Origin of the sequence: Pseudoroseomonas sp. WGS1072, from assembly GCF_049340465.1 — a bacterium.
Classification (GTDB): Bacteria; Pseudomonadota; Alphaproteobacteria; order Acetobacterales; family Acetobacteraceae; genus Pseudoroseomonas.
This window is the reverse complement of the sequence record NZ_JBMPSU010000001.1, coordinates 3521819-3548329: the sequence shown is the minus strand read 5'-3', so window position 1 is coordinate 3548329 and position 26511 is coordinate 3521819. Positions and strand designations below refer to the sequence as shown.

The 26511-nt window shown below is 71.2% G+C and carries 26 protein-coding genes and 1 tRNA gene; 19 read left to right on the top strand and 8 right to left on the bottom strand.

The genetic code is table 11. The features are described 5' to 3' along the window. Positions 1 to 32 precede the first annotated feature (32 nt). From ACF3NH_RS16655 to ACF3NH_RS16635, 5 genes are all read left to right on the top strand, one after another. Entirely contained in the window at positions 33 to 737 is a 705-nt protein-coding gene (locus ACF3NH_RS16655; protein ID WP_232476809.1) for a GntR family transcriptional regulator, read from the top strand. 82 nt (positions 738 to 819) lie between these two features. After that, entirely contained in the window at positions 820 to 2817 is a 1998-nt protein-coding gene (locus ACF3NH_RS16650; protein ID WP_422924278.1) for a PhoX family protein, read from the top strand. Positions 2818 to 2862: 45 nt separating this feature from the next. Continuing rightward, entirely contained in the window at positions 2863 to 3051 is a 189-nt protein-coding gene (locus tag ACF3NH_RS16645) for a hypothetical protein (RefSeq protein ID WP_198364817.1), read from the top strand. Then, the gene (locus ACF3NH_RS16640) at positions 3048 to 3773 is read left to right on the top strand and encodes a hypothetical protein (protein ID WP_422924276.1); all 726 of its coding nucleotides are present in this window, start codon (positions 3048 to 3050) and stop codon (positions 3771 to 3773) included. The genes ACF3NH_RS16645 and ACF3NH_RS16640 overlap by 4 nt, the downstream gene beginning before the upstream one ends. Continuing rightward, on the top strand, positions 3770 to 4873 hold the full coding sequence (locus ACF3NH_RS16635; RefSeq protein ID WP_198364819.1) for a toxic anion resistance protein: 1104 nt from the start codon (positions 3770 to 3772) through the stop codon (positions 4871 to 4873). Before ACF3NH_RS16640 ends, ACF3NH_RS16635 begins: the two co-directional genes overlap by 4 nt. A gap of 5 nt (positions 4874 to 4878) precedes the next feature. On the opposite strand, the gene ACF3NH_RS16630 is transcribed toward ACF3NH_RS16635, so the two are convergent. Further along, entirely contained in the window at positions 4879 to 5775 is an 897-nt protein-coding gene (locus ACF3NH_RS16630) for a LysR family transcriptional regulator (protein WP_198364820.1), read from the bottom strand. Between the two features lie 170 nt (positions 5776 to 5945). On the opposite strand from ACF3NH_RS16630, the gene ACF3NH_RS16625 reads away from it, so the two are divergent. The 8 genes from ACF3NH_RS16625 to ACF3NH_RS16590 all read left to right on the top strand — a co-directional run bounded on the left by ACF3NH_RS16625 (position 5946) and on the right by ACF3NH_RS16590 (position 14251). Then, on the top strand, positions 5946 to 7592 hold the full coding sequence (locus tag ACF3NH_RS16625; protein ID WP_422924274.1) for a flavin-containing monooxygenase: 1647 nt from the start codon (positions 5946 to 5948) through the stop codon (positions 7590 to 7592). A 74-nt stretch (positions 7593 to 7666) separates the two neighbouring features. Further along, the gene (locus ACF3NH_RS16620) at positions 7667 to 8611 is read left to right on the top strand and encodes an alpha/beta hydrolase (protein ID WP_422924272.1); all 945 of its coding nucleotides are present in this window, start codon (positions 7667 to 7669) and stop codon (positions 8609 to 8611) included. A gap of 113 nt (positions 8612 to 8724) precedes the next feature. After that, entirely contained in the window at positions 8725 to 9984 is a 1260-nt protein-coding gene (locus tag ACF3NH_RS16615) for an ABC transporter substrate-binding protein (protein ID WP_422924270.1), read from the top strand. A gap of 24 nt (positions 9985 to 10008) precedes the next feature. Next, positions 10009 to 10911, top strand: coding sequence for a branched-chain amino acid ABC transporter permease (locus ACF3NH_RS16610; RefSeq protein WP_422924268.1), 903 nt, complete (start codon positions 10009 to 10011; stop codon positions 10909 to 10911). Position 10912: 1 nt separating this feature from the next. Next, positions 10913 to 11941, top strand: coding sequence for a branched-chain amino acid ABC transporter permease (locus ACF3NH_RS16605; protein WP_422924266.1), 1029 nt, complete (start codon positions 10913 to 10915; stop codon positions 11939 to 11941). A gap of 4 nt (positions 11942 to 11945) precedes the next feature. After that, a complete protein-coding gene (locus ACF3NH_RS16600) occupies positions 11946 to 12707 on the top strand; it encodes an ABC transporter ATP-binding protein (RefSeq protein ID WP_198364826.1) in 762 nt (253 codons plus the stop codon). Positions 12708 to 12710: 3 nt separating this feature from the next. Beyond that, positions 12711 to 13424, top strand: a complete 714-nt coding sequence (locus tag ACF3NH_RS16595; RefSeq protein WP_422924263.1) for an ABC transporter ATP-binding protein — start codon at positions 12711 to 12713, stop codon at positions 13422 to 13424. A gap of 41 nt (positions 13425 to 13465) precedes the next feature. Then, positions 13466 to 14251 (top strand): SDR family NAD(P)-dependent oxidoreductase, encoded by a 786-nt coding sequence (locus ACF3NH_RS16590; RefSeq protein WP_422924261.1) that lies wholly within the window; start codon positions 13466 to 13468, stop codon positions 14249 to 14251. Between the two features lie 15 nt (positions 14252 to 14266). Here ACF3NH_RS16590 and ACF3NH_RS16585 read toward each other — a convergent pair whose 3' ends face one another. Both ACF3NH_RS16585 and ACF3NH_RS16580 read right to left on the bottom strand, forming a co-directional pair. Continuing rightward, entirely contained in the window at positions 14267 to 15010 is a 744-nt protein-coding gene (locus ACF3NH_RS16585; RefSeq protein WP_422924259.1) for an SDR family NAD(P)-dependent oxidoreductase, read from the bottom strand. 187 nt (positions 15011 to 15197) lie between these two features. Further along, positions 15198 to 15288: transfer RNA gene (locus ACF3NH_RS16580), tRNA-Ser, on the bottom strand. A gap of 297 nt (positions 15289 to 15585) precedes the next feature. Between ACF3NH_RS16580 and speD the strand changes: the two genes are divergently transcribed. Together speD and speE are read left to right on the top strand one after the other, a co-directional pair. Next, positions 15586 to 16044: an adenosylmethionine decarboxylase gene (speD, locus tag ACF3NH_RS16575; RefSeq protein ID WP_198364830.1), complete on the top strand. Its 459-nt coding sequence runs from the start codon at positions 15586 to 15588 to the stop codon at positions 16042 to 16044. A gap of 79 nt (positions 16045 to 16123) precedes the next feature. Continuing rightward, on the top strand, positions 16124 to 16993 hold the full coding sequence (speE, locus tag ACF3NH_RS16570; RefSeq protein ID WP_422924257.1) for a polyamine aminopropyltransferase: 870 nt from the start codon (positions 16124 to 16126) through the stop codon (positions 16991 to 16993). A gap of 6 nt (positions 16994 to 16999) precedes the next feature. On the opposite strand, the gene ACF3NH_RS16565 is transcribed toward speE, so the two are convergent. Further along, complete coding sequence (locus ACF3NH_RS16565) at positions 17000 to 17236, bottom strand: hypothetical protein (protein ID WP_422924255.1); 237 nt, start codon at positions 17234 to 17236, stop codon at positions 17000 to 17002. A 117-nt stretch (positions 17237 to 17353) separates the two neighbouring features. On the opposite strand from ACF3NH_RS16565, the gene ACF3NH_RS16560 reads away from it, so the two are divergent. The 3 genes from ACF3NH_RS16560 (at position 17354) to recA (ending at position 20407) form a co-directional block, all read left to right on the top strand. After that, the gene (locus ACF3NH_RS16560) at positions 17354 to 17584 is read left to right on the top strand and encodes a hypothetical protein (protein ID WP_422924253.1); all 231 of its coding nucleotides are present in this window, start codon (positions 17354 to 17356) and stop codon (positions 17582 to 17584) included. 31 nt (positions 17585 to 17615) lie between these two features. Beyond that, on the top strand, positions 17616 to 19148 hold the full coding sequence (locus ACF3NH_RS16555; protein WP_422924251.1) for an ATP-binding response regulator: 1533 nt from the start codon (positions 17616 to 17618) through the stop codon (positions 19146 to 19148). Positions 19149 to 19366: 218 nt separating this feature from the next. Continuing rightward, on the top strand, positions 19367 to 20407 hold the full coding sequence (gene recA, locus ACF3NH_RS16550; RefSeq protein ID WP_198364835.1) for a recombinase RecA: 1041 nt from the start codon (positions 19367 to 19369) through the stop codon (positions 20405 to 20407). Between the two features lie 69 nt (positions 20408 to 20476). On the opposite strand, the gene ACF3NH_RS16545 is transcribed toward recA, so the two are convergent. Next, positions 20477 to 23026, bottom strand: coding sequence for an AsmA family protein (locus ACF3NH_RS16545; RefSeq protein ID WP_422924248.1), 2550 nt, complete (start codon positions 23024 to 23026; stop codon positions 20477 to 20479). 3 nt (positions 23027 to 23029) lie between these two features. Continuing rightward, the gene (locus tag ACF3NH_RS16540) at positions 23030 to 24007 is read right to left on the bottom strand and encodes an RluA family pseudouridine synthase (protein ID WP_422924246.1); all 978 of its coding nucleotides are present in this window, start codon (positions 24005 to 24007) and stop codon (positions 23030 to 23032) included. Positions 24008 to 24119: 112 nt separating this feature from the next. Here ACF3NH_RS16540 and ACF3NH_RS16535 point away from each other — a divergent pair, with 112 nt between their 5' ends. Continuing rightward, complete coding sequence (locus ACF3NH_RS16535) at positions 24120 to 24305, top strand: hypothetical protein (RefSeq protein ID WP_422924244.1); 186 nt, start codon at positions 24120 to 24122, stop codon at positions 24303 to 24305. 136 nt (positions 24306 to 24441) lie between these two features. Here the strand turns inward: ACF3NH_RS16535 and ACF3NH_RS16530 are convergent, their stop codons facing one another. Continuing rightward, positions 24442 to 24846: a fluoride efflux transporter FluC gene (locus tag ACF3NH_RS16530; protein WP_422924242.1), complete on the bottom strand. Its 405-nt coding sequence runs from the start codon at positions 24844 to 24846 to the stop codon at positions 24442 to 24444. A gap of 197 nt (positions 24847 to 25043) precedes the next feature. Continuing rightward, positions 25044 to 26387: a replication-associated recombination protein A gene (locus ACF3NH_RS16525; RefSeq protein WP_422924240.1), complete on the bottom strand. Its 1344-nt coding sequence runs from the start codon at positions 26385 to 26387 to the stop codon at positions 25044 to 25046. Between the last annotated feature and the right edge of the window lie 124 nt (positions 26388 to 26511).

Sequence of the window (26511 nt, the reverse complement as noted above, 5' to 3'; positions counted from 1 at the left end):
ATCCAATCAACGACCGGATGTTGGATCCTCCATTGCCGAAGCCGCCATCGCCGCTCGACGCCCTCCGCCCCAGCCTCGCCTTCCGCTGGCGCACCGCGACCGAATTCGTCGAGGCCACGCTGAAGGCGGCAATCCTGGACGGCCGCCTGCCCGGAGGGACGCCGCTGCGGCAGGAGGAACTGGCGGCGCGCTTCGGCCTCAGCCGCATGCCGGTGCGGGAGGCTCTGCGGCAGCTCGAGTCGCAGGCGCTGATCGACGTGCTCCCGCATCGCGGCGCCGTGGTCACCGAGATCTCCGCCGCCGACGCCGCCGATACCTACGCCATCCGCCGCGCCCTGGAGCCGGCGGCGCTGCGCCTCTCCATCCCGCGCCTCTCGGACCACGCCCTGCGCGACGCGGCGGCGCTGATCGACGAGATGGACGCGGAGCAGGAGGCGGGGCGGATGGGCCTGCTCAACCGGCGCTTCCACATGACCCTCTACGCCGCCGCCGGCCATCCGCGCCTGCTGGCGCTGGCCGAGCAGCAGCTCATCGCCTTCGATCGCTACCTGCGCTTCCATCTCGCCAGCCAGGGCCGCGCGCATATGGCGCAGGAGGATCACCGCGCCATGCTGGAGGCCGCCCGCGCGCGGGACACCGGCACGGCCATCGCCGTGCTGGAGCGGCATCTCGATACCGCGGCGGGGACCATCGCGCGCTTCTTCGCCACGCGCGGCGGCGTCACCGAAGCTTCATAAGGCTGTCATCGCTCTGACGCGGAGTCTGGTGTCCTTCCGCGCCGCGGCACTCCTGCGCCGTTCCTGCCAGGAAATTAGAGACATGCCTGACGACCACAAGCCGATCGAGATCGAGGATATCGGCAGCAACCCGGCGCCGCGCGAGCCGATCGGCGCGCTGATCGAGCGCCGCCTCTCGCGCCGCGCGGCGCTGCGCGGACTGCTCGGGGCCGGCGCCGCGGCGACGCTCTCCGACCAACTGCTCGCCGCGGCGGTCCCGGCGGCGGCCCAGCCCGCCCCCGGCGGCGCGGCCTCGCCGTCCAGCCTCGGCTTCCGCGAGATCGCGCACCGGATGGACGAGCGCGACGCGGTGCCGGAAGGCTATGAAATCCAGACCGTGATCCGCTGGGGGGACGCCGTCCTGCCCGACGCGCCGGCCTTCGATCCGCTGCGCCAGACCGCCGCCGCGCAGGCCGCGCAGTTCGGCTACAACAACGACTATGTCGACTTCTTCCCGCTGCCGCGTGGCAGCCGCGGCGCCGAACACGGCCTGCTCGCGGTCAATCACGAGTACACCGATCCGCAGCTGATGTTCGCCGGGCTGCGCGAGGAGAAGGACGGCAAGGCGGTCAGCCTCGGCGAGGGCGCGCGCCGGCGGCTGTCGCGCGAGCAGACGATGATCGAGCTGGCCGCGCACGGCATGAGCATCGTCGAGATCCGCCGGCAGGACGGCCGCTGGGCGCCGGTGCGCGACAGCCGGCTGAACCGCCGCATCACCGGCGAGACGCCGATGCGCGTCAGCGGTCCCGCCGCCGGCCATGCGCGGCTGCGCACCTCGGCCGACGCGGAGGGCCGCCTTGTCCTCGGCACGCTGAACAACTGCGCCGGCGGCAACACGCCCTGGGGCACGGTCATCACCTGCGAGGAGAACTTCAACCAGTATTTCGGCGGCGCGGCGGCCACGACCGGCGCGCAGGCGGCGATGTACAAGCGCTACGGCATCGTCGGCGAGGGCAGCTATGGCTGGAGCCGCCATGTCGATCGCTTCGATCTCGACAAGGAGCCGAACGAGCCGAACCGCTTCGGCTGGGTGGTGGAATACGATCCCTACGATCCGCAGTCGGTTCCGGTGAAGCGCACCGCGCTCGGCCGCTTCAAGCATGAGGGCTGCACGCATGCCATCGCGCCGGATGGCCGCGTCGTCTTCTACATGGGCGATGATGAGCGCTTCGACTATGTCTACAAGTTCGTCACCGCCCGCGCCTGGAACCCGCAGGACCCGGCGGCCAATCGCGACCTGCTCGACGAGGGCACGCTCCATGTCGCGCGCTTCCATGAGGATGGCCGCATGGAATGGCTGCCGCTGGTGCACGGCCAGGGCCCGCTGACCGCCGCCAACGGCTTCGACAGCCAGGCCGAGGTGCTGATCGACACGCGCCGCGCCGCCGACCTGCTGAAGGCGACGCCGATGGACCGGCCGGAGGATGTCCAGGCCAATCCGGCGAACGGCCGCGTCTATGTCATGCTGACCAACAACACCCGCCGCAAGCCGGAGCAGGTGGACCCCGCCAATCCGCGCGCCGCCAATGCCAGCGGGCATGTCATCGAGATGATCCCGCCCGGCGCCGATGCGGGGCAGGCCGACCACGCCGCGCCGGAGGGCCGCTGGGAGATCTTCCTGATCGGCGGCAGGCCGGGCGTCGATGCCGGGGCGCAGTACCATCAGGGCACCAGCCCCGAGGGCTGGCTCTCCTGCCCCGACAACTGCACCTTCGACAGCAAGGGCCGCATCTGGATCGCGACCGACGGCGCGCCCTCGACCCACGGGGTCGCGGATGGCCTCTACGCCGCCGACACGACGGGCGAGGGGCCGGCGCTGACCCGGCTCTTCTACCAGGCGCCGACCGGGGCCGAGGTCTGCGGGCCCTGCCTGACGCCGGACGACACCACGATGTTCCTGGCGATCCAGCATCCGGGCGACGACAAGGGCGCGAGCTTCGAGGAACCCTCGACCCGCTGGCCGGACTTCCAGCCCGGCATGCCGCCGCGCCCGGCGATCATCGCCATCACCCGCAAGGGCGGCGGCGTGATCGGGAGCTGAGCCGGGCGGCTTGATCCGGGGGGGTGGCGGGGCAATCTCATGGTCATGAACCGCCCCGCCACCCCGTCGCGCCCGGCCCCGGCCGGCCCGGTCACGCCCCCCGGCCTCGACGCCCTGCTGCCGAGCGGCCGCGAGACCCTGCGCCGCCTTGGCGGCCTCGGCCTGCTGATCTGCTCGCTCTGGATGGTCGCCGTGCTGGCCTTCATCCGCTCGGTCATCGGACTTTTCACGTGAACGCCCGGACCGACCCGCTGGCCCGGCTGACGCGGCAGTTGCGGCGGCTGCGCGGCACGGTGCTGGTGGTGCTCGCCATGCCGCTGGCGCCGGCCCTGCTGTTCAACCTGCTGGGCGGCGATGAGAGGCGCCTGGTCGGCACGCTTCTCGGCCTCGGCCTGGCCGGGCTCGCGCTGCGCGACCTGCGGCGCGGCCGCATCCGCCGCGCCGCCGTGCTGACCGGCCTCGCCACCGGCCTCGCCGCGCATCTGGCGGCGCTGGTGCCGGGGCTCGGAGCGGTGGTCCTCGGCCTGATGGCGGGCTTCGGCGCGCAGCTGCTCTATGCCGATGCGCCGCCGCCCGAGCCCGTCCTGCCTCCGGCGCCGCCCGCGCCTGATCCGCTGGCGGTTCCTCGCGCGCGGCTGACGGGTCTGCAAGCGTCCGATCCACGCCTGCGGCCGGCGACGCTGGCCCTGGGCGGCCTGCTGGCCGAGCTGGACCGGCGCCCCGGCACCCTGCCCGAGGCGCGCCGCTTCCTCAACCTGCAGCTCGACGGGCTGGAGCGGATCGCCACCCGCCTGCGGGCCGGCGCCACGCCGCCGGAGAGCCTGCCCGCCCTGATCGACGAGATGGCGCGGGGCAGCGGCGCGATGCGCGAGAAGCTGGTCCATGCCGAGAACGAGGCGCTCGAGATTCAGGTCAAGGTGCTGGCCGAGCGCCTGCGCGAGGAAGGTTACGCATGAGCACGACGCGCCCCCCCGAAGTGAGCGAGAGCCGCGCCATCCCCGCCGAGCGCGTCGATAGCCTGGCCGCCGCGATCGACCTCGCCGATCCCGCCACCATCTTGCGCTTCGGCACCGAGGCGCAGAACCGCGCCACCGCCGCGGCCGATGCCATGCTCGGCGCGGCGCGCAATCAGGCGACGGGCGAGGCGGGCGAGGCGTTGTCCGGCCTGCTCTCCACCCTGCGCGGCTTCGACGTGACGCAGCTGTCCGAGAAGCCGGGGCTGATGGGCCGCCTCGCCCGGCTGGCGGGCCGGGGGCAGACCCAGGCGCTCGCCATCGTGCAGCGCTACGAGGGGGTGCGCGGCCAGATCGAGGCGGTGGGCGACCGCCTGGACCAGCACCGCACGCGGCTGCTCGAGGATGTCGAGCGGCTGGAGCGGCTCTACGACGCGACGCTCGACTGGTTCCACGCCCTGGCCGAGCACATCGCCGCCGGCGAGGCCGTGCTGGCGCGCACCGACGCCGAGGCCATCCCCGCCGCCGAGCGCGCCGCCGCCGATCCCGCCGATCCGGTGGCGCCGCAGAAGCTGCGCGACCTGCGTGCCGCGCGGGACGAGCTGGACCGCCGCGTGCACGACCTGCGCCTGACGCGGCAGGTGGCGATGCAGTCCCTGCCGGGGATGCGGCTGATCCAGGAGAACGACAAGGCGCTGGCGGCCAAGATCCATTCGGTGCTGGCCAATACCGTGCCGCTCTGGCGCACCCAGCTGGCCCAGGCCCTGGCCATCCAGAACATGCGCGAGGCCGGCTCCGCGGTCCGCGCCGCCACCGACCTGACCAACCAGCTGCTCACCGCCAACGCCGAGACGCTGCGCCAGGGCAATGCCGAGGCGCGGGTCGAGCTGGAGCGCGGCGTCTTCGACATCGATGCGGTGCAGCGCGCCAATGCCAGCCTGGTGGCGACGCTGGAGGACAGCCTGCGCATCGCCGAGGAAGGCCGCCAGGCGAGGCAGCAGGCGACGCGGGAGCTGGCGAAGGCCGAGGCGGAGATCCGCCGCGCCCTCAGCGCGTCGCGGCCGGGCGGGGGCGCGCCCCCCGGCGCCCCGGCCCGGCGGTAGGCGCCTCACGCGGCCTCGCCGGAGAAGGCGGCCGTCAGGAAGTCCAGGAAGACGCGGACGCGGTGGCTGACATGCCGCTTGCTGTGGTGCACGGCATAGATGCTCTCCTCCATGCGCGCCTCCTCCGCCGGGAAGAGGCGGACGAGGCGGCCCTCGGCCAGCTCGGTGGCGACCTGGAACTCCGCCAGCCGGGCGATGCCGACACCCGCCAGGGCCAGCGCCAGCAGCATCTGCCCCTGATTGGCGGTCACGCTGCCGCTGGCGCGGATGCGCTGCAGCGAGTCCTCGCTGTCGCGGAAGGCCCAGGTGCTCCAGGGCATGCGCTTGTTGAAGTTGAGGCATTCGTGCCGCGCCAGCTCCTCCGGCGCGGCGGGCGCGCCATGCTCGGCGAGGTAGCGCGGCGCGGCGCAGATGACCCAGCGCATGTTGACGATGCGGCGCGCCACCAGGGAGGAATCGGGCAGCTCGCCAATGTAGAGCGCCACATCGACACCGCCTTCCAGCAGGTTGCCGGCCTCGTTGCCGAGGACGAATTCCAGCCGCAGGTTGGGATGCAGCCGCCGGAAGGCGGGGACCAGCGGCGCCAGCCGGTGGATGGCGAAGGTCGGCATGGAGCGAATGCGCAGCACCTCGCCGGGCAATACCCCGGTGAAGGCGATCGCCTCCGCCTCCTCCACCGCCTCGAGGGCGCGCCGGGCGGCAGGGTAGAAGGCCTCGCCCTCGGCGGTCAGGGTCAGGCTGCGCAGCGAGCGGTTGAACAGCACGACACCCAGCCGGTTCTCCAGCCGCGTCATCATCTTGCTGATGGCCGAGGGGCTGAGGGAGAGGCTGCGGCCGGCGGCGGAGAAGCCGCCATCCTCCACCGAGCGGACGAAGGCGACCATCTCGGCGACACGATCCATGGCATTCACCTGTGATGGACGTTCACACCAGTTTGGAAGTCTTGGAAATTGTGCCCCGGGGCGCAAGCCCCCTAGGGTCATGGCCATGCCAGCCGGCCGCCGTCCCGTGACGGTGGTCCGGGCCAAGAACGTCCAACGATGCAACGACAAGATCAGGGAGCAGCGTCCCCATGGCATCTCTCGCGCCAGGACAGAGCAGACCCGCCGCGCCATCGGCGGCGGCGACCTATGATGCGGTGATCATCGGCGCCGGCTTCGCCGGGCTGTACCAGCTGCTGACGCTGCGGGACAAGCTGGGGCTGAAGGCCCGGGTGCTGGAGGCGGGCGATGGCGTCGGCGGCACCTGGTACTGGAACCGCTATCCCGGTGCCCGCTGCGATTCCGAAAGCTACTACTACTCCTATTCCTTCTCGGACGAGGTGCAGCAGGAATGGAGCTGGAGCGAGCGCTATCCGGAGCACGGCGAGATCCGCCGCTACCTCAACTTCGTCGCCGACAAGTTCGATCTGAAGCGCGACATCCAGTTCAACACCCGTGTCGCCAGCGCCGAGTATGATGCGGCGGCGAATCTCTGGCGGCTGCGGACGGAGGCCGGCGAGAGCCTCTCCGCCCGCTTCCTGATCACCGCCGTGGGATGCCTCTCCTCGGCCAATATCCCGAACATCGCGGGCCTCGAGCGGTTCTCCGGCCAGTGGTACCACACCGGCCGCTGGCCGCAGGAGGGCGTCGACTTCACCGGCAAGCGGGTCGGCCTGATCGGCACCGGCTCGACCGGCATCCAGGCGGCGCCGGTGATCGCGGCGCAGGCGGCGCATCTCACCGTGTTCCAGCGCACCGCGAATTACAGCATCCCCGCCCGCAACGGCCCGGTGGGCCCGGAGGAGCTGCGCGAGATCAAGGCCAACTACGCCGCCATCCGGGAGAAGGCCCGCGGCTCCACGAACGGCCATCCTTTCGACATCGCCGAGGATTCCCCGCTCGATCTGGACGAGCCGGCGCGGCTGGCGCGCTATGAGGCGGCGTGGGAGAGGGGCGGGCTGCGCTTCCGGGCCGCCTTCCGCGATCTCCTGACCAACAAGGCGGCCAACGACACGGCCTCCGACTTCATCCGCGCCAAGATCCGCGCCATCGTCCGCGATCCGCGCGTGGCGGAGATGCTGACGCCGAAGGACCATCCCTTCGCCACCAAGCGGCCGCCGATCGACACCGAGTACTTCGAGACCTTCAACCGCGACAACGTCACGCTGGTGGATATCAAGGCGACGCCGATCGAATCGATCACGCCCACCGGCATCCGCACCAGCGAGGCGGAGTATCCGCTCGATATCATCGTCTTCGCCACGGGGTTCGACGCGATGACGGGGCCGCTGCTGGCCATCGACATCCGCGGGCGGGACGGGCTGTCGCTGCGCGAGGCCTGGTCGGCCGGGCCGCGCACCTATCTCGGCCTGCAGGTCGCGGGCTTCCCCAACATGTTCACCATCACCGGGCCCGGCAGCCCTTCGGTGCTGACCAACATGCCCGTCGCGATCGAGCAGCATGTCGACTGGATCACCGCCTGCATCGGGCACATGCGCCGGCAGGGGCTGCAGCGCATCGAGGCGCGGCCGGAGGCGGCGGAACGCTGGGTGGCGCATGTGAACGAGGCCGCCAACGCCACGCTGCTGCCCCTGGCCAACAGCTCCTGGTATCTCGGCGCCAACGTGCCGGGCAAGCCGCGCGTCTTCATGCCTTACGCGGGCGGCATGGCGAACTACGCGCGCCGCTGCGCCGAGGTGGCGGCCAATGACTATGAGGGCTTCGTGCTGGCGCGCTGAGCCGCCGGCGGCACGAGACCTTGGCCGGGAGGCGGCGGCGACCGCCCCCGGCCGTCCATGGGAGGAGGAACCCCATGCCAGCCCTTCATCCGGATGTCCTCGCCGTGCTCCGGGCGGCGCGGGAGGCCGGCAGCAGGCCTTTCGAGACGCAGACGCCGGCGGAAGCGCGCGCCGCCCATCTGCAACGCGCGCGCGTCCTGCAATCGCCGGGCCCATGGCTGCCGGAGGTGAGGGATCTGGTGGCGCGGAGCGGGGAGGGGCCGCCCGTGCCGCTGCGGCTGTACTGGGGTGGCGCGGCGCCGGAGAGCGGGCTCTCGCCCTGCCTGCTGTTTCTCCATGGCGGCGGATGGGTGCTGGGCGGGCTGGAGACGCATGATTCGCTCTGCCGCCAGCTCGCGCACCACCTCGGCGCCTGTGTGCTGGCGGTGGATTACCGGCTGGCGCCGGAGCATCCCTATCCGGCGGCGCTGGAGGATGGTCTGGCGGCGCTGCGCTGGCTGGCGGCGGAGGCCGGGGCCCTCGGCATCGACCGCACGCGCATCGCCGTCGGTGGCGACAGCGCGGGGGGCAATCTGGCCGCCGTGCTGGCCCTGATGGCGCGCGATGGCGATGCGCCGGCGGTCGCCTTCCAGATGCTGCTCTACCCCGCCGTCGACCTCGCCATGACCGGCGAGAGCTACGAGCGCTTCCGCGACGGGCTTCCGCTCACGGCGGCGACGATGCGCTGGTTCATCGACCACTACCTGCCGGCGCCGCTGGACCGCACCGACTGGCGCGCCTCGCCCGCGCGGGCGGCGAGCCTGCGCGGCGCCGCCCCGGCCCTCGTGCTCACCTGCGGCCACGATCCGCTCTGCTCGGAAGGGCAGCTCTATGCGGCGCGGCTGGAGCGGGAGGAGGTGCGTGTCACCGCCCTGCATCTCGCCGACCAGATGCACGCCGTGCTCAGCATGGATCGTGTCATCGCGCCGGTGGGCGAGGTCATCTCCTTCGCGGCGGGGATCCTGAAACGCGCCTGGTGAGAGCGGCGCCGAACATGTTGACGCCATGGAACGGCGACAGCCACCATGACGGAAAATCAACGAAGAAACGACCGAGATGGGCGCGAAGCCCGCCGGCAACAGGGAGAACGGGAATGTTCAAGAGTACAAAGCAGGTGGGGCGGCGCGCCCTGCTCGCCGGCGCGGCGACCGGTGCGGCCGTGCTGGCCTCGCCGCGCATCGCCGGCGCACAGGCCAAGGTGATCCGTGTCGGCATGCCGACGATCCTGTCGGGCCGCGTGGCCATCCTCGGCACGTCCAGCCGCTACGCGGTGCAGTATGCCTTCGCCCGCATCAACGAAGCGGGCGGCCTGGGCGGACGCACGCTGCAACTGGTGGAGCGGGATTCCAAGGGCCGCCCGGACGAGGCCGCCAAGGTGACGCGCGACCTCATCAACAATGACGGCTGCGAGATCATCATCGACGGCGAGGCCTCCTCCGGCGCCTTCGCGGTGCATGAGGTGGTGCGCGAGCTGCCGGTGCTCTGCATCCACACGAACTCCGAGACCTCGTCGCTGACGGCCGATCCCAAGCTGCGGATCGCCACCGCCTTCCGCTGCGCCCGGCAGGGCATCCACGACGCCGTGGCGGGCGGCGTCTATGCCTCCGCCATCTCGAAGCAGCGCGGGCTGAAGCGATGGATGACCTGCTCGCCCGACTATGCCTATGGCCGCGACAACACCGCCGAGTTCCTGGAGTTCGCGCGCATGTACGACCCGTCCATCGAGGTGGTGGACCAGGTCTGGCCGCGCCTCTTCGCGCCGGACTACACGGAGAACATCACGAAGGCGCTGCAGGTGCGGCCGCAGGCGATGTACTCGGCGCTCTGGGGCGGCGACCTGGTCAGCTTCATTGAGCAGAGCAACCTCTACCGCCTCTTCGCCAATATCGCGCTGTTCTCCTCCTCACTGGGCGACCCGCCGGTGCTGACCGCCATCAAGCAGCTGCCGCCCGGCCTGCACACCGCCTATCGCTACAACCGCAACTATCCGGAGAAGCCCAGCAACACGGCCTTCGCCGACGGCTTCACGGGCGTGGCGAAGCATGAGCCGACCAACTGGGCCTGGCAGAACTACGTCGCCTGCCAGTTCATCGCCGAGGCGCTGAAGCGCACCGGCGGCAGGACCGAGGGCGCGGCCCTGGCGGCCGAGCTGAAGGGGATGGCGATCCAGTCGCCGCTCGCCGTCGAGGAGGTGCTGACCCTGCGCGATTCCGACCACACGCTGATCGGCTATCCGACGGCCTGGGGGCGCACGGTTCCCAAGGCGCCGTTCGTGGAGGACTTCGCGACGACCCCCTGGTCCAGGATCCTGGAGATGGAGACCCAGTGGAAGCGGCAGAAGGGCTACGCCTGAGGCACCGCAACAGGAGATCCATCCATGAACCTCGATGTCCTGGCGGGCTGCATGACCACAGCCGCCTGCACCGTCACCCAGGTCTCCACCGGGCTGATCGTGGGCATGCTGCTCTTCCTCGTCGCTTCGGGACTGTCCCTCATCTTCGGTGTTCTCGGCGTGGTCAACTTCGCCCATGGCGTGTTCTACATGTTGGGCGCCTACTTCGCCTTCGTCACCTATGAGCAGACCGGAAGCTTCCTCCTGGCGCTCCTGGCCGGAGCCTCCGGCGCGGGGCTCGCCGGCATCGTCTTCGAACGGTTCTTCATGAGCCGTGTCTATGGCCAGGACCTGCTGATGCAGCTCCTGGTCTGCTATGCCGCCATCCTGATCTGCGACGACCTGGTGAAGATCATCTTCGGCGCGGACTACAAGCTGATGGGCATGCCGGAGAGCTTCGCCACGGCGCCGGTGGAGCTCGCCGGCGGCTTCATCCCCGGCTACTACATCTTCATGCTGGCCATGGCGCTGGGCGTCGGCGCCGCGCTCTGGCTCGGCATCAACCGCACCCGGCTGGGCAAGATCATCCGCGCCCTCGCCATCAATCCGCAGATGGTCGGCGCGCTCGGTATCAACACGCGGCTGCTCTATGCCGGCGTCTTCGGCCTGGGCTGCCTGCTGGCGGGCCTGGCCGGCGCCCTGGCCGCGCCGGTGCGCACCTTGACGCCGGGCATGGGCCTCTCGGTGCTGATCGAGAGCTTCATCGTCACCGTGATCGGCGGCATGGGATCGATCCCCGGCGCGCTGATCGCGGCCATCCTGATCGGGCTGACGCGCGCCTTCGGAGCCATCGGCTTCCCCCTCTTCGTCGACGGGCTGATGTTCGCGCTGATGGGTCTGGTCCTGATCCTGCGGCCCTCGGGCCTGCTGGGCGCGAAGGTCAGCTAGAATGCGGCAGGGCCTGACACGCGACCTCACGCTCGGCCTGCTGGGACTGGCGCTCCTGCTGGTCCTGCCGGCGGTCTTTCCGCATCCCTCGCTGCGGGACTTCCTGATCTATGTCATCGCCTATGGCCTTCTGGCGATGTCGCTGAACCTCCTGGTCGGGTTGACCGGGCTGGTCTCCTTCGGCCACGCCGCCTATTTCGCCACCGGCGCCTATATCTTCGGCCTGCTGATGCAGTCGGGATCGGTCTCGATCCCGCTTGCCATGCTGGCGGCGCTGGCGGGCACGGCGCTGCTCGCCCTGGTCATCGGTGCCATCTGCGTGCGCCTGAAGGAGATCTACTTCTCCTTCATCACCCTGGCGTTCCAGATGTTCATCCACAGCATCATCCTGACCTGGGTCGATCTCACGGGAGGCGACCAGGGGCTGCGCGGCGGCATTCCACGGCCGCCCTTCCTCGGCATCGACCTCGGCCAGCCGGGCACGCTCTACATCTTCTGCGCGGTGGTCTTCGTGCTCTGCCTGCTGCTGATGCGCCAGGTCTGGCAATCGCCCTTCGGCTACACCCTGCGCATGATCCGGGATAATCCGACGCGCGCCAGTTTCCTGGGCGTGAACGTGGTGCGGATGAAGCTCGGCGTCTTCGTGCTGGCGGGCACCATGGCCAGCATGGCCGGCATCATCATGGCGCTGTTCGTCTCCGGCGCCTTTCCCGAGTTCGGCTTCTGGACCACCTCCGGTGAGGCCATCTTCATGATCATGCTGGGCGGCACGCAGGTCTTCCTCGGCCCGGTCATCGGCGCCTTCCTGCTGCAGCTTCTGAACCATTACGTCACCATCTACACCCATCACCACGGGCTGGTGCTGGGCATCCTGATTCTCGCCATCGTGCTCGGCCTGCGGCGTGGCGTGGCGGATTACGTCGCCGACTGGATCTCGGAGCGGAGGCGGGCCGCCGCGCCGCTGGGCCGGGAGGAGGGGGCCGAAACCGCACCGCCGACGCCCCCCGCCGCGCGCAAGATGGTGGGGTGAGCCGATGCTGCAGGTCGAACATCTCTGCAAGTCCTTCGGCGGCGTACAGGCCACGCGTGACGTCTCGCTGAACTTCCCGGCCGGCTCGCTCACCGCCATCATCGGACCGAACGGCGCCGGCAAGACGACCTTCTTCAATCTCATCTCCGGCCAGTTGCGGCCGGATGCCGGCCGTGTCGTCTTCGACGGCGAGGACATGGTGGGTCTCTCCAGCCTCGACGTCGTCCGCCGCGGCATGGCGCGGGCCTTTCAGGTCGCCGCGCTCTTCCCGAGCCTGACGGTGCGGGAAGCGCTCACCGCAGCGGTCACGGCGCATCAGCGCCGCTCCTGGTCGCTGCTCTCCCGCTTTCCTCTGGCGCAAAGCCGCGCGCGGGTCGACGAGATCCTCGACCTCCTGGGGCTCGCGCCGAAGGCGGAGCTGCTGTCGCGGACCCTGTCGCACGGCGACCAGAAGCTGCTCGATATCGGTCTTGCCCTGGCGATGCGGCCCAAGGTGCTCCTGCTCGACGAGCCGACGGCCGGCATGGGTCCCGATGAGCGGTGGCGGATGATCGAGAAGGTGCATCATCTCTGGCGCGCGCAGAGCCTGACGGTCATCTTCATCGAGCACGACATGGACATCGTCTTCAAGTTCGCCGAGGCGGTGCATGTGCTGAAGTACGGCGCCGTCCTGGCGCAGGGCACGCCGGCCGAGATCCGGCGGAACCAGGATGTGATCGACGCCTATCTCGGCACCGATCATCATCTCGCCGTGGCGGAGGGCTGAGATATGGCTTCCCCCATCCTCGAGGTGCGCGGCACGGACGTCTTCTACGGCGCCAGCCAGATCCTGTTCGGCATCGACCTGTCCGTCGGCCGTGGCCAGACCATGGCGCTGCTCGGCCGCAACGGGGCGGGCAAGAGCACCACCTTCAAGGCCATCGCCGGGATCGCGCCGCCGCGCCGCGGGCAGGTGATGCTCTCCGGCACCAGCCTGGCCGGCAAGGCGCCCTACCTCGTGGCGCGAGCCGGCGTCGGCTATGTGCCGGAGGACCGCCAGGTTTTCCCGGAGCACACGGTCGAGGACAATCTGATCGTCGGCGCCAAGGCCGGCCCGCGCGGCGACCGGCACTGGACCACCGAGCGGATCTATGAGGTCTTTCCCATCCTGGCCGGGATGCGCTGGCGCATGGCGGGGCGCCTCTCGGGGGGCGAGCAGCAGATGCTCACCATCGCCCGCACCCTGATGGGCAATCCCGACATCCTGCTGCTCGACGAGCCGAGCGAGGGGCTCGCGCCGCTGATCGTCCAGGCCATCGGAGCCCTCATCCGGCAGCTTCGCGAGATGGGCGTCACCATCCTGATCGCGGAGCAGAACATGCATTTCTGCCTCGGCGTCGCCACCCATGCGGCGGTGATCGACAAGGGGCAGGTGGTCTACAGCGACACGATCGAGGCGCTGCGCGGCGATGATGCCGTCAGGCAGCGCTATCTGGCGGTCTAGGGCGGGCCCATGGACATGCAACACGGGAGAGGCGTCGCAGGATGACACGGGATGAGGGGCGTGGCCGCGTGGCGCTGGTGACCGGCGCGGGAAGCGGGATCGGCCTGGCCACGGCCGGCGTGCTGGCGGCGCGCGGCTGGCGCGTGGTCCTGGCCGATCTCAACATCGGGGCGGCCCGCGCGGCGGCGGAGACACTGGGCGCCGAGGCCGTCGCGCTCGATGTCACCGACGCCGCGGCCACCGAGGCCGTCTTCGCCGATGTCGAGGCGCGGCTCGGGCCGCTGGAGGCGCTGGTGGCCAATGCCGGCCTGATCCAGCCCGGGGATCCGCCGGAGCGGCTGGCGCTGGAGGAGTTCGACCGCGTCATCGCCGTCAATCTGCGCGGCGTCTATGTGTCCTGCGTCGCCGCCGGCCGGCGCATGGCGGCGCGGGGACGGGGCGGGATCGTCGTCACCGGCTCGATCACCGCCAGTCGCACCGCGCCGCTGCACGCCTATGCGCCGTCCAAGGCGGCGGCGGTGCATATGGCGGCCTGCCTGGCCGCGGAATGGGGCCGGTCCGGGGTACGGGTGAACGCGGTCTCGCCAGGCTATGTCGCGACGCCGCCGGTGCAGGCCGCCATCGAGCGCGGCCTGCGCGATCCCGCCCTGCTGGCTGAGGCCTCGGCGCTGGGCCGCATGGTGCGGCCCGAGGAGATCGGCGCGGCCGTCGCCTTCCTCCTCTCGGAGGACGCGGCGGCGATCACGGGCATCAATCTGCCGGTCGATGCCGGCTGGCTGGCGGGGGCGCACCTGGCCACCTATGGCGGCCTGCGCCCCGCCCGCTGAGGCGCCCGCGCGCCGTCAGCGGTAGTGCAGGGCGCCGTTCACGTCGAGGACGGCGCCGGAGACATAGCCGGCGCCCGGGCTGACGAGAAAGGCCGCGGCGGCGGCGATCTCCTCCGGCAGGGCCATGCGTCGCAGCGGGTACTGCTCCGGCCGGTAGTCCCGGCCGGCCGTCATCGGCGTCTCCACCGGGCCCGGGGCAATGGCGTTGACCAGCACGCCCTGCGGCGTCCCGCGCCGTGCCAGCCAGCGCACGAAGGCATGGAGGCCGCCCTTGGAGAAGGCGTAGTGCGGCCCGGAGGCGACGCCTCCCATCCAGCCGGCGATGGAGCCGCAGAGCACGATCCGTCCCCGTCCGCGGGCCGCCATGCCGGGCAGGACGGCGCGCGTCAGGTTGATCGGGCCGCGGACATTGACATCCAGCACACTCTGCAGCGCCGCGTCCCAGTCCTCGTTCATCCAGTCGTCGGCGGGACAGATGGCGGCCATGTCGATCAGCGCGTCGATCTCCCCCGCCTCGCGGACCAGCCGCTCCACCGCGGCACGATCGCTGACATCCAGGCGGTGGCAAGAGAACGGCGCGTCCAGGGCGCCGACGTGGCCGGCGATCCGCTCGAACGATTCCCGGTCCGCCAGCACCAGCCGTCCGGCACCCTGCGCGGCGCAGAGCCGTGCCGTGGCGCCGCCGATGCCACCCGCGGCGCCGGTGATGAGGATGGTCTGGCCATCGAGCGAGAAGGGATGGCTGTCCGGCTTGGTCATGGTGATCGGCTTCCCCCTGTCGCGGGGTTGGTTCCCCGTCCACCCCGCATGGAACCGCCATGCATCGGGCCCGGCCACGCTAGGGCTTCCGCGCTCGGCCTGACCAGAGGGAAGTCACGGAGCCATTCCTCCGGTCTGCGGTGGCAGGCCGGGGCGGTTCGCGAGGATAACGGAGCAGGGCGGGAACTGGCGGATGGGGTGGGATTCGAACCCACGATACCCTTTTGAGGTATACACACTTTCCAGGCGTGCGCCTTCGACCGCTCGGCCACCCATCCAGCGCAGGGCCGGGGGTATAGCAGCCTTTACCCGTCCGACAAGAGGGAAGAGCGCAGGCTCAGACTGGACGGGAGTTTTTCCGCAACCACCCAGCCCTTACGGGGGGCATTTGCGGACCCTCCCCGGGGGTGGCACGAAGAGATACGCGCTGAACGCAGGAAGGACCCGCGATTTTTTCGGCCCGAAAACCCCGATTTTTCTTGCGGCCCGGGCCGCTGTGCCCCATATGCGCCGCCGTTGACCTGATCGACCCCGATCGCCCTGGTCATCTTCTGGTGGGAAGGAGCCCTCAAACCATGGACGCTCTCGTTTCTCCGCTGGGGATGGTTTCGGATAGCAGCCCGAGCGAAGCCCAGTTTGTTGACAGCCCGAACGGCGAGGCGAAGGACTACTTCGTCGAGCGCGACGGCGTGCGCTTTGCCGGCACGCACCTGATCGTCGATCTGTGGGGCGCGACCAATCTCGATGATCCCGCGCACATCGATTCCGTGCTGCGCGAGGCCGCGATCGAGACCGGCGCGACCATCCTGCACGGCCACTTCCACCACTTCTCCCCGAATGGTGGCGTGAGCGGCGTGCTGGTCCTGGCCGAGAGCCACGTCTCGATCCACACCTGGCCCGAGCGGTCCTATGCCGCGCTCGACATCTTCGTCTGCGGCATCTGCAACCCCTACAAGGCGGTGCCGGTGCTGAAGAAGGGCTTCCTGCCCGAGCGCGTTCAGCTCGCCGAGCACAAGCGCGGCCTGATCGGCTGACGCCAGCCTGTCACGTGACGAGGCCGGGGGCGGGATCCTAAGGTCCCGCCCTCTTCGCGTTCCACGAGGATACATCCCCATGCCGACCGATTCCTGGGTGAACGAGACCCTCTATCCCGAATGGGGGCAGCGCTTCCAGGTGAAGCGCGAGCTGGCCCGCGTCCAGAGCGACTTCCAGGACATCATGATTTTCGAGAGCTACACGCATGGCCGCGTGATGCTGCTCGATGGCGTGGTGCAGATCACCGAGAAGGACGAGTTCGTCTATCAGGAGATGCTGGCCCATGTGCCGCTGCTGGCGCATGGCGATGCCCGGCGCGTCCTGATCATCGGTGCCGGTGACGGCGGCGTGCTGAAGCGCGTTCTGCAGCATCGCAACGTCGAGAAGGCCGTGATGGTCGAGATCGACGGCGAGGTGATCCGGCTGTGCAAGGAGCATCTGCCCCACATCGGTGGCGAGGCCTGGAACGACCCGCGGGCCGAGGTGATCGTGGGCGACGGCATCGACTACGTCCGAAAGGCGCCGGCCGGCAGCTTCGACGTGGTGATCGTCGATTCCACCGACCCGATCGGCGTCGGCGAGGTGCTGTTCACCGACGAGTTCTACGCCAACGCGGCGCGGCTGCTGTCCGATCGCGGCCTGATCGTCAACCAGTGCGGCGTGCCGATCATGCAGGCCGAGGAACTGGCCGAGACGTCCGTCCGCCGCGGCAAGGCCTTCCCGGACATCTGGGCCTATGTCGCCGCCGTGCCGACCTATGTCGGCGGCTTCATGACCCTGGGCTGGGCGGCGAAGGATGCCACCCTGCGCCAGGTGGACAGCGCCACCCTCCGCGACCGCGCCGAGGCCGCCGGAATCCTGGGCCGGACGGAGTACTGGACGCCGGAGATCCATGCCGGCGCCTTCAACCTGCCGCCCTATATCAGCCGGCACCTGCCGCAGGGCTGAACCCGCTCACCGCTCCGCCAGCAGCCTCTCCAGGCGGCGGCGGAGACCTTCCAGCGGCGCGCGAACCTCCCCGCGCGCCCGCGCGGGGAGGGCCAGGGCGGCGAGGCACAGGCCACCGACCTCGGCCTCGATCCCGCTGAGGTCGACAGCGCGCCGGCCCTGCCGCAGCCCCTCGGCCAGGGCCAGGGTGGCGTCGAGCGTGGCGAGGCCGGCCAGCACGGCGGGAAGGGCGGGGTCGTTCATGCCGCCATCCTCACCGCGATCCCCTAACACTTCGCTGCGACGGTGCGCCGTGCCTCCTTAACCCTTTCCTTGCCTCCTGCGGCGATCCTGCCACCCGGAAGCCAGGGGGCGGGATGGATGGAACTGACGCGGGCGCTGGAGATCTCGGTCCGCCGACTGCAGTCGGAGCGGCCGCAGTTGCTGGAACGCGCCCGCCGCGCCGCGCGCGAGCAGGGCGCATGGTCGCGGATCGGGCCGGAGGCGCCGGCGTGCGGGCCGGTTTCCCCGCCCGGGCACGCCCGGTCCGTGCGGACCAGCCTGGCCCTGGTCACGGAAGCCCTCGCCCTGCTGGCGGAGGATAGGGACTGACATCACCGCTTCGTGAGGATATCATCCGGTCATGAAGCGCCTTGCCGATCTGTGGCTCCTGGGAGAGCAGCGCCAGGGCGCCTTCGAGGCCCTGTTCGAGGCGCTTCCCGAAGCCGCGCTCCTGCTGGAGCGGTCGGGGCGGGTCCGCGGCGCGAATCCGGCTCTTCGCCGCGCCCTCGGCCCCGCCTATCCGGTGCAGGCCGGCATGGCGCCGGACGCCCTGTTCCAGCCAGAGTCACGATCCCTGCTGACCCAATGGCTGGCCCGGGGCGGCGCGGCGCCGGCGGAGCTGCGTCTGATCGCGCCCGAGGGCATGCCCGGCCTGCCCGTGGCGCCGATCCGCCTCGGCCTGCCCGATGGCGGGGCGGTGCTGCTGCTGCAGGATCTGGCGCAGCGGCAGCTGATGGCGGCGAAGGTGGCCAAGGCCGAGAGGCTGCAGACGCTCGGCACCCTGGCGGGCGGCATCGCGCACGACTTCAACAATATCCTGGCCATCATCCTCGGCGCCGCCGAGGGCGCGGAGCGGCTTTCGGGCCCCGCGGCGGCGGCGGAGCTGCAGCAGATCCGCGAGGCGGCGGAGCGCGGCGGCGGGCTGGTGCGGCAGTTGCTCGCCTATGCCCGGCAGCAGGTCCTGGCGCCACGGCTGGTGCCGCTGAACCAGGCGGTCTCCGGTGTGGCCCGGCTCCTGACGCCGCTGCTGGGGCCGGACATCCGGCTGGAGCTGGCGCTGGAGAAGCCGGAGCGCACGGTGCGGATCGACCCGTCGGAGTTGGACCGGGTTGTCATGAACCTGGCGATGAACGCCCGCCAGGCCATGCCGACGGGTGGCAGGCTGCGACTGGCCACCGGCCGGCAACTGCTGCTGCAGGCCTTGCCGGCGATGCCGGAACCGGTGCCGGCCGGACGATGGACCGTGCTGGAGGTCAGCGACTCCGGTCTGGGCATTCCGCCCGAGATCCTGCCGCGCATCTTCGAACCCTTCTTCACCAGCCGTGCCCAGCAGGGCGGAACCGGCATGGGTCTCGCCACCGTGCATGGCATCGTCCGCCAGTCGGGCGGCTATCTGACCGTGAGCAGCCGGCCAGGAGAGGGGACCTGCTTCCGCATTCTGCTGCCCCGCGTCGAGGAGGCCGCGCCCCAGGCCGTTGCCGATGGTGCGGCGGAAGGCCCGGCGCCATCCTCCCTGATGGCGGCGGGCGGAACGGCGGCACCCTTGCTGCTGGTCGAGGATGAGGGGCTGCTGCGGCAGCTCGCGGAGCGCAGCCTCCGCCGCGCGGGCTGGGAGGTGGTCGCGGCGGAGGATGCCGAGGCGGCGCTGGAGCTGGTGGAAGCCGGGCTCGCGCCTCGCGCCCTGGTATCCGATGTCATCATGCCCGGCATGGACGGCCTGGCGCTCTGCGGCCGGCTGCGGCATCGCTTCCCGGCCCTGCCGGTCCTGCTGACCAGTGGCTATGCGCCGTCCATGGTCGAGACGGGCGTGGAGGGCGAGGGTCTTCGCTTCCTGGCCAAACCTTATGCGCCGGCCCAGCTCGTGGAGGCGGTGAAAGCCCTGCTTCCACGCTGATCCTCTTGCGGAACGAGGCAGAAGCGAACATATAGGGAACTCGAAATCTGGGGCGGCAGAGAATTAAACCTGGGATTGAATAGCTCTCTGGGTTCACTGACGTCACAGGAAAATGATATCCTGGCCCTGCCTTATCGAATGCATCGCGCCGGGATAAGCACTGATCCGGTCAGTGTCTCCGATCCATATAGACAGCCGCTTGGCGAAGGGGTTCCAGAATGGACAAGAACAAGGCGCTCGATGCCGCGCTCAGCCAGATTGAACGGGCCTTCGGCAAGGGCTCGATCATGCGCATGGGGGCCAAGCAGCAGTCGGACGAGATCGAGGTCGTCCCGACCGGCTCGCTCGGCCTCGACCTCGCGCTGGGCATCGGCGGCCTGCCCAAGGGACGCATCGTCGAGATCTACGGGCCGGAAAGCTCGGGCAAGACGACGCTGGCGCTGCACGCCATCGCCGAGGCGCAGAAGCGCGGCGGCACCTGTGCCTTCCTTGATGCCGAGCACGCGCTGGACCCGGGCTATGCCCGCAAGCTCGGTGTCGATGTGGATAACCTGCTGATCAGCCAGCCCGATGCGGGCGAGCAGGCGCTGGAGATTGCCGACACGCTGGTGCGTTCCGGCGCGGTCGATGTGCTGGTGGTCGATTCCGTCGCCGCTCTGGTGCCGCGCGCCGAGCTGGAAGGCGAGATGGGCGACAGCCATGTCGGCCTGCACGCCCGGCTGATGAGCCAGGCGCTGCGCAAGCTGACCGGCTCGGTCTCTCGCTCCAACACGCTGCTGATCTTCCTGAACCAGATCCGCCTCAAGATCGGCGTCATGTTCGGCAACCCCGAGACGACGACGGGCGGCAACGCGTTGAAGTTCTATGCCTCCTGCCGGCTCGAGATCCGCCGCATCGGCCAGATCAAGGACCGCGAGGAAGTCACCGGCAACCAGACCCGCGTGAAGGTGGTGAAGAACAAGATGGCGCCGCCGTTCCGGCAGGTCGAGTTCGACATCATGTATGGCGAGGGCGTGTCCAAGGTCGGCGAGCTGCTGGACCTCGGCGTCAAGGCGGGCGTGGTCGAGAAGTCGGGCGCCTGGTTCAGCTGCGACAGCCAGCGCATCGGTCAGGGGCGGGAGAACGCCAAGCAGTTCCTGCGCGACAATCCGGCCATGGCCGAGAGCATCGAGCAGCGCATCCGCGCGCAGGCCGGCGTCGTCGCCAACAGCATGCTGGCGGGGCCCGAGGAGGAGGGGGACGCTGCGGCCGCCGAGTAGGGCGGAAGCGGCGCCGCCTCACGCAGTGGCGCGAGTCTGATAAGGGGCCCCATGGGGCCCCTTGCCATGTCAGCGGCCCAGCAGGCCGCGCAGAATGTCGACTGGCCCGGGGGCGCGCGGGCGGCCGCCTGACGGCGCGGGGGATTCGGCCGGTACCGGGCCGGAATGGCCACCCCGGGCCACGCTCAGCTGCTGCGCGCAATCCGGCAGGCTTCCGGCGGGCCGGTCCGCCAGTTGCTGCGCCAGCCGCCCCAGGACCGAATCGCCGCTTTCCGCCTGCCGGCTCATCAACTCCCCCAGGATGCCGGCGGCCGCTTCGGGCACCCGCGCGGAATCGAGGCGGTAGCTGGGCGCCGCGAAACTGCCGCCCACCACCACCGGCGCCGTCAGGCCGAGGCCGCCCAGGCGGAGCTGCGGCAGCAGTCGCAACGCCAGCCGCTCCTGGCCCAGATCGATCTCGCCGCTGCCCACCACGTCGGCGAGGCCGGTCTCGATCAGCATGGCCTGCGGCCGGGCGATGCCATCACGCAGCTGCAGGCGGAGCGCCAGGCAGCGCAGCGCCGTTCCCGCCTCCGCCGGGGCGCCCGGCAGCATCAGGCGGCGCAACTCACCGCCCAGACGTTCCAGCAGGCGGTTCTCGATCTGCCCATTGGCCATGGCCAGTGCCAGATGACCGCTCAGCGTTCCGGCCAGGGACCGGAGATCTTCGCCCGCGCCCTGCAGATCCGCCTCCAGCTCCAGCAGGCCGCTGCCCTGGGGCGGCAGGCCATAGCCTTGCAGCAGTGGCCGGAGGTCGAGGCCGCCGCCTTCATGCCGCAGCGCCAGCGAGAGGCGGGGCGGGGCCGCCGCGCCATCGGCGGCCAGGCTGCCGGCCAGACGGCCGCCGGGCAGGCTGAAGGCCAGGGGGGCGATCCGGAGCTGCCCGCCCTCCAGGGCCAGATGGCCCTGGATCTGGCTGTAGGTCACGCCGCGCAGCCTCAGCTCCGCGATGTCCAGGGGTCCCTCGGCATCCAGCCCCCGCAGGCGCGCCAGCGGCAGGGGCAAGGCCGGGATCACGCGGCGCGGCCCGGCCTCGGCGGGCAGGGGCGGGCGGGGCGGAACCGCCGGGGTGCCGCCCGCCGGCTGGGGCGCGGCCGGCTGCGGCGGCGGTGCCGAGAGCAGGGCATCAAGGTCGAGGCGCGGCGCCGAAAGCGCCCATCGCAGGCTCGGACGCGCCGCGCCCGCCTGCCAGCGCAGCGTGCCGCCAAGGGAGGCTTCCCGCGACGACAATCGCAGATCCTCGAGCGACAGCGCCGTGCCGCCGGACCAGTCGAAGGCCGTGGCGAGATGGGCCTCGGTCAGGCGCGGCCCGGGCAGGCCCAGGGCGGTGAGGAGCGGCGCCGTGTCCGCCCCACGGCCCTCGAACCGGCCTCGGGCGCCGAGCGGGGCGGTGCCGCTGAGCGCCCCCTGCAGCCGCGCCTCCAGCCCCGCGGCCCGCAGCGTGGCCTCGAGCGGCCAGGGGCCCGGCGCCGCCAGGGCGGCCAGAGGGGGAAGGCGGGCCTCGCCCTGCCAGGTCAGGCCGCGCCACTGACCGGACAGGCTGGCCTCACCGGGCCCTTCGCCATCGGTGAAGCGGAGGCTGCCGGCGCCCAGCACCAGATCGGGCGCCAGGGGGGCCATCGCGCCGCCGGCAAGGCTGGCGGAGAGGCCGAGCAGGTGCGGCGGCCGCCCCGGCCCCGCATCGCTCAGCGAGGCCTGCACGGCAAGACCTTCCAGCGCCGCGGGCCAGGGCTGCGCGGGCGGCAGGAAAGGCGACAGCCGCCCCAGCCGATCGGCCGAGGCCTCGACCTGCAGGCGCCAGCCCGCCAGGGCCTCCGGCCGGGACAGGCTGCCCTGCACCTGCAGGCGCAGGCCGGGCGATGTCGCGGTCAGTTCGAGCGGCCAGTCCGCCGGCTCGGCGCTGGCACCCGTGAGGCGCGGCAAGGGGCCGGTCGTGCCTTCCACGGCGATCTCGACGCCCCGCAGCGCCAGCTGTCCGCGCAGGCCCAGCGGCGATGCCGGCTCCGGCGCGGTCAGGGCGAGGTCGCGGATCTCCAGCGTCTCGTGCCCCCCGCCGCGCACGTCATGCCAGGTGAGCCGGCCGCCCTCGATGAGGATCTCCGAGACCGAGAAGGCCAGCGGCCGCGCGGCCCGGCCGTCCTGCGCCGCGGGTGCGGGCCCGGGCGCGTCGGCGGCGGGGGGAGGCGGTGGCCGGAAGCGCCAGTTGCCCTCGCCCGCCGCATCGACCTCCAGCAGCACATCCGGCTCGACGAGGCGGATGTGCTCGAAGGCCAGCTGCCGCGAGAGCAGCGGCAGCAGCGCCAGCCGCGCCTCCATGCGCCGGGCGGTCAGCATCTCCGGCCGGCTGCCACCTGGCGCATTGGCCAGCGAAACGCCTTCCAGCGTCACCGTCGGCAGCAGCGAGAGCTTCACGCCCACCGGCCCGCCGAGGGTCAGCCTCCGCCCGGTCGCCTGCTCCACGGCGGCGATGACGCGCGGGCGCAGCACCGAATCCCGCAGCAGCCATTGCGCCGCGCCCCAGACGAGCAGCGGCGCGGCGACGAGGCCGGCGCCCGCAACGATCAGGAGGCGGCGGGCCATGGCTCAGCCCTGCCGCCGGGGCGACGGCGTGCGCGGCTTCTCGAAGCCCAGCGTCTCGAAGCTCTCCAGCATGTGCGGCGGCAGCGGCGCCGTGACCTCCAGCGTGCCGCCCTCGGGATGCGGCACGCGGATGGCGCGGGCGTGCAGGTGCAGGCTGTGCGAGAGATTGTCCAGATGCGCGGCCTGGCCGCCATACTTGCCATCGCCCAGGATCGGGCATTCCAGCGCCGCGGCGCAGTGCACGCGGAGCTGGTGGGTGCGGCCGGTCAGCGGCCGGAGCTCCAGCCAGGTGGCATGCCGCCGCGCCACGTCCACCGTGCTGAACTCGGTGATGGCATGCGCGCCCTCCCGGCCCTCCGCCGGGGCGGTGCGCTCGCCGTGCGGGCCGCCGAGCTTGGCCAGCGGCATGTCGATGCGCCCGGCCTGATATTGCGGCTGCCCGACCACGATCGCCCAGTAGGTCTTCTCCGCGTCCCGCCCCCGGAAGGCGGCGGCGAGCCGGCCGGCCGCGCGAGGGTCGCGCGCCAGCAGGATGACGCCGGAGGTGTCGCGGTCCAGCCGGTGCACCAGCCGCGGCCGCTCCTCATGGCCGAAGCGCAGCGCGTCCAGCATTCCGTCCAGGTGCCGCCGGATGTTCGGGCCGCCCTGCACCGGCAGGCCGTGCGGCTTGTTCAGGGCGATGACGCTGTCGTCGCGGTAGAGGATCATCGTCTCCAGCAGACGCGCATCCGCCTCGCTGACCCCCCGCTCGCGCGGCGCCGCCTCCGGCGCGGGACCCTCGGGCAGGGGAGGGATGCGGATCTCCTGTCCGCGCTCGAGACGGGTATTGGCCTCGGCGCGCTTGCCGTCCACACGGATCTGTCCGGTGCGCAGCAGCTTCTGCAACGCGCCCTGGGTGAGCTGCGGGAAATGGCGGCGGAACCAGCGGTCCAGCCGGGAATCGGCGTCCGCCGCGTGCACGGTGCGGTGCTGGATGGTCATGGGCGGGAAGTAGCCGCCGGCCAGGGCGGCGTCGAGCCAATTCCGCTTGACGAAAAGGAATAAATTCCTTATTCCCTTACTTCCTTACCAGCCTTGGGAGCGTCCGATGCGGATGGCGAAACTGACCAGCAAGAACCAGCTCACCCTGCCCGCATCGGTGGTCGAGGCATTGGGCCGGCCCAGCCACTTCCGCGTGCAGGTTCATGAGGGCGTGCTCCTCCTCTGGCCCGGCCGGTGGGTAGGCGTGGAACTGCCTGGCGATGGCCGTGAGGATAAGGCGGCAGCATCGGCGAAGTAAAGGAAAATATACCCATTGAGGCCCAGGGGATGAAAGCCGCCGCGCTTTCCCGGGTCGCGACGATGCCTCCCCCTCCGCACCGGTCGGAGGAGCGAGGTCCATGGCGGGCCGTTCGCCTGCGGCATGGTGAAAAACGTCAGCCCGCCAGGGCACGGCCAAGTGCATGGCCCAGGCCGAAGGTCATGGCGAAGGCCCCGAGGCCGCCCGCCAGCGTCAGCGCCAGGTAGCCGGCGCCGAGGGCGGGCGAGCGCAGCGCCAGCGTGCCGACATCCAGCGAGAAGGCGGAGAAGGTGGTGAAGCCGCCGAGCAGGCCGGTGATGACGAGGGCGCGGCTCTCGGGCGAGAGATGGACGCCCGCCAGCATCAACCCGCCGAGCAGGCCGATCACGGCGCTGCCGGCGACGTTCACCGCCAGCGTGCCCCAGGGCAGGAAGACCCCGAACCAGCGGGCGAACCAGATGCCGGCGGCGTAGCGGAGCAGCGAGCCCGCCGCGCCCCCCAGGGCCACCAGCGCCAGCAACGACGGGGTGAAGGGCGTCACGCGGCGTCAGCCCGCGGGCAACGGCGGATGCGGCTTCTCCCGCCCGGAGCCAGGGTCGAGCGCCCCGCCCGCCGGGCCGGTGTACCAGGTGGCGTCTTCCGGTGCGGCGGACATGCGGGCCCTCCTGCCTTGCGCGCGCGATCCTGCCAGCCCGGCACGGCCGGCGCCAGCCGCGGAGGACAGCGTCACGCCGGACCTCAGTCGGGCGGGCGGCGGCGCGCCTTCAGGCCGGCCCAGTAATCCAGCCGCCGCTTCACGTCGCGCTCGAAGCCGCGTTCGTTCGGCGCATAGAAGGCGGCCTCTCCAAGCGCCTCCGGCAGGAAGTCCTGGCCGGCATAGGCGTCGGGGTAATCGTGGTCGTAGCGGTAGCCGGCGTGGCGGCCCATCTCCTTCATCAGCCGGGTCGGGGCGTTCAGGATGCGCATCGGCGGCGCCAGGTGGCCGCTGCGCTTCGCCGCCGCCATGGCGGACTCCCAGCCCAGGTAGCTGGCGTTCGATTTCGGCGCGGTCGCCACATAGTTGATCGCCTGGGCCAGGAAGAGCCGCCCCTCCGGCCAGCCGATGCGCTCGAAGGCCTGCCAGGCGGAGAGGACCTGCACCATGGCCTGGGGATCGGCCATGCCGATATCCTCCGAGGCGGCGCAGGCGAGGCGGCGGAACACCGCCTCGGGCGCCTCGCCGGCATGCACCATGCGGGCGGCGTAGTAGAGCGCGGCATGGGGGTCGGAGCCACGCAGCGACTTGTGGAAGGCGCTGAGCAGGTCGTAATGCCCGTCGCCGGCCTTGTCGTGGCTGGGCATGCGCCGCTGCAGAAGCTGGCCCATATCCTCCACCGTGAGGTTCTCGCCCTCCGCCAGCACGAAGATCTGCTCGGCCATGTTCAGCATGTAGCGGCCATCGCCGCCGGCCATGTCGATCAGCGCCTGCCGCGCCTCGGGGACGAGGGGCAGGGCGCGGCCGAGATGCGCCTCCGCCCGCTGCAGCAACAGGCCCAGTGCCTCCGCCCCCAGGGCGTTGAGGATGAAGACGCGGACGCGGGAGAGGATGGCGCCGTTCAGCTCGAAGGAGGGGTTCTCCGTCGTCGCGCCGACCAGGGTGATGGTGCCGTCCTCGATATAGGGCAGGAAGGCGTCCTGCTGGGCGCGGTTGAAGCGGTGGATCTCGTCCACGAAGAGCAGCGTGCCGCGCCCGCCGGCGCGCCGGGCCCGCGCCGCCTCGAAGACCCGGCGGAGGTCGGCGACGCCGCCCTGGATGGCGGAGACCGCCTCGAAGTGGAGATCGGTCGCGCCGGCCAGCAGGCGCGCGATAGTGGTCTTGCCCGTGCCAGGCGGGCCCCAGAGGACCATCGAGGCGATGGCGCGCGCCGCCACCATCCGGGCCAGCGGTCCCTGGGGGCCGAGCAGGTGGTCCTGGCCGGTCACCTCCGTCAGGCTGGCGGGGCGCAGGCGGTCGGCCAGGGGACGATCGACCAGGGGGCGGGGAGCCTGGTCGTCGAACAGGCTCGGCGGGGAACCAGGGGAAGGACCGGAGGAGGTGGGCATCGTCGGCATTATATAGGGCGCGGCGCGCGGGCCTTCCCACCATCCGCCCGCCGCGCTACGTCAGCAGGCATTTTTCCTCCGACCAAACCTCCCCCGGCGGGGCCAAGAGCGGGCGACACAGCGG

Bases quoted from the DNA above. Each gene is read 5' to 3' on its own strand.
- ACF3NH_RS16590 (WP_422924261.1), top strand. From the start codon at position 13,466: ATGACACGGGATGAGGGGCGTGGCCGCGTGGCGCTGGTGACCGGCGCG.
- ACF3NH_RS16600 (WP_198364826.1), top strand. From the start codon at position 11,946: ATGCTGCAGGTCGAACATCTCTGCAAGTCCTTCGGCGGCGTACAGGCC.
- ACF3NH_RS16645 (WP_198364817.1), top strand. From the start codon at position 2,863: ATGAACCGCCCCGCCACCCCGTCGCGCCCGGCCCCGGCCGGCCCGGTC.
- ACF3NH_RS16615 (WP_422924270.1), top strand. From the start codon at position 8,725: ATGTTCAAGAGTACAAAGCAGGTGGGGCGGCGCGCCCTGCTCGCCGGC.
- ACF3NH_RS16555 (WP_422924251.1), top strand. From the start codon at position 17,616: ATGAAGCGCCTTGCCGATCTGTGGCTCCTGGGAGAGCAGCGCCAGGGC.
- ACF3NH_RS16630 (WP_198364820.1), bottom strand. From the start codon at position 5,775: ATGGATCGTGTCGCCGAGATGGTCGCCTTCGTCCGCTCGGTGGAGGAT.
- recA (WP_198364835.1), top strand. From the start codon at position 19,367: ATGGACAAGAACAAGGCGCTCGATGCCGCGCTCAGCCAGATTGAACGG.
- speD (WP_198364830.1), top strand. From the start codon at position 15,586: ATGGACGCTCTCGTTTCTCCGCTGGGGATGGTTTCGGATAGCAGCCCG.
- ACF3NH_RS16625 (WP_422924274.1), top strand. From the start codon at position 5,946: ATGGCATCTCTCGCGCCAGGACAGAGCAGACCCGCCGCGCCATCGGCG.
- speE (WP_422924257.1), top strand. From the start codon at position 16,124: ATGCCGACCGATTCCTGGGTGAACGAGACCCTCTATCCCGAATGGGGG.
- ACF3NH_RS16545 (WP_422924248.1), bottom strand. From the start codon at position 23,026: ATGGCCCGCCGCCTCCTGATCGTTGCGGGCGCCGGCCTCGTCGCCGCG.
- ACF3NH_RS16565 (WP_422924255.1), bottom strand. From the start codon at position 17,236: ATGAACGACCCCGCCCTTCCCGCCGTGCTGGCCGGCCTCGCCACGCTC.
- ACF3NH_RS16540 (WP_422924246.1), bottom strand. From the start codon at position 24,007: ATGACCATCCAGCACCGCACCGTGCACGCGGCGGACGCCGATTCCCGG.
- ACF3NH_RS16620 (WP_422924272.1), top strand. From the start codon at position 7,667: ATGCCAGCCCTTCATCCGGATGTCCTCGCCGTGCTCCGGGCGGCGCGG.
- ACF3NH_RS16560 (WP_422924253.1), top strand. From the start codon at position 17,354: ATGGAACTGACGCGGGCGCTGGAGATCTCGGTCCGCCGACTGCAGTCG.
- ACF3NH_RS16535 (WP_422924244.1), top strand. From the start codon at position 24,120: ATGGCGAAACTGACCAGCAAGAACCAGCTCACCCTGCCCGCATCGGTG.
- ACF3NH_RS16525 (WP_422924240.1), bottom strand. From the start codon at position 26,387: ATGCCCACCTCCTCCGGTCCTTCCCCTGGTTCCCCGCCGAGCCTGTTC.
- ACF3NH_RS16650 (WP_422924278.1), top strand. From the start codon at position 820: ATGCCTGACGACCACAAGCCGATCGAGATCGAGGATATCGGCAGCAAC.
- ACF3NH_RS16610 (WP_422924268.1), top strand. From the start codon at position 10,009: ATGAACCTCGATGTCCTGGCGGGCTGCATGACCACAGCCGCCTGCACC.
- ACF3NH_RS16585 (WP_422924259.1), bottom strand. From the start codon at position 15,010: ATGACCAAGCCGGACAGCCATCCCTTCTCGCTCGATGGCCAGACCATC.
- ACF3NH_RS16605 (WP_422924266.1), top strand. From the start codon at position 10,913: ATGCGGCAGGGCCTGACACGCGACCTCACGCTCGGCCTGCTGGGACTG.
- ACF3NH_RS16635 (WP_198364819.1), top strand. From the start codon at position 3,770: ATGAGCACGACGCGCCCCCCCGAAGTGAGCGAGAGCCGCGCCATCCCC.
- ACF3NH_RS16595 (WP_422924263.1), top strand. From the start codon at position 12,711: ATGGCTTCCCCCATCCTCGAGGTGCGCGGCACGGACGTCTTCTACGGC.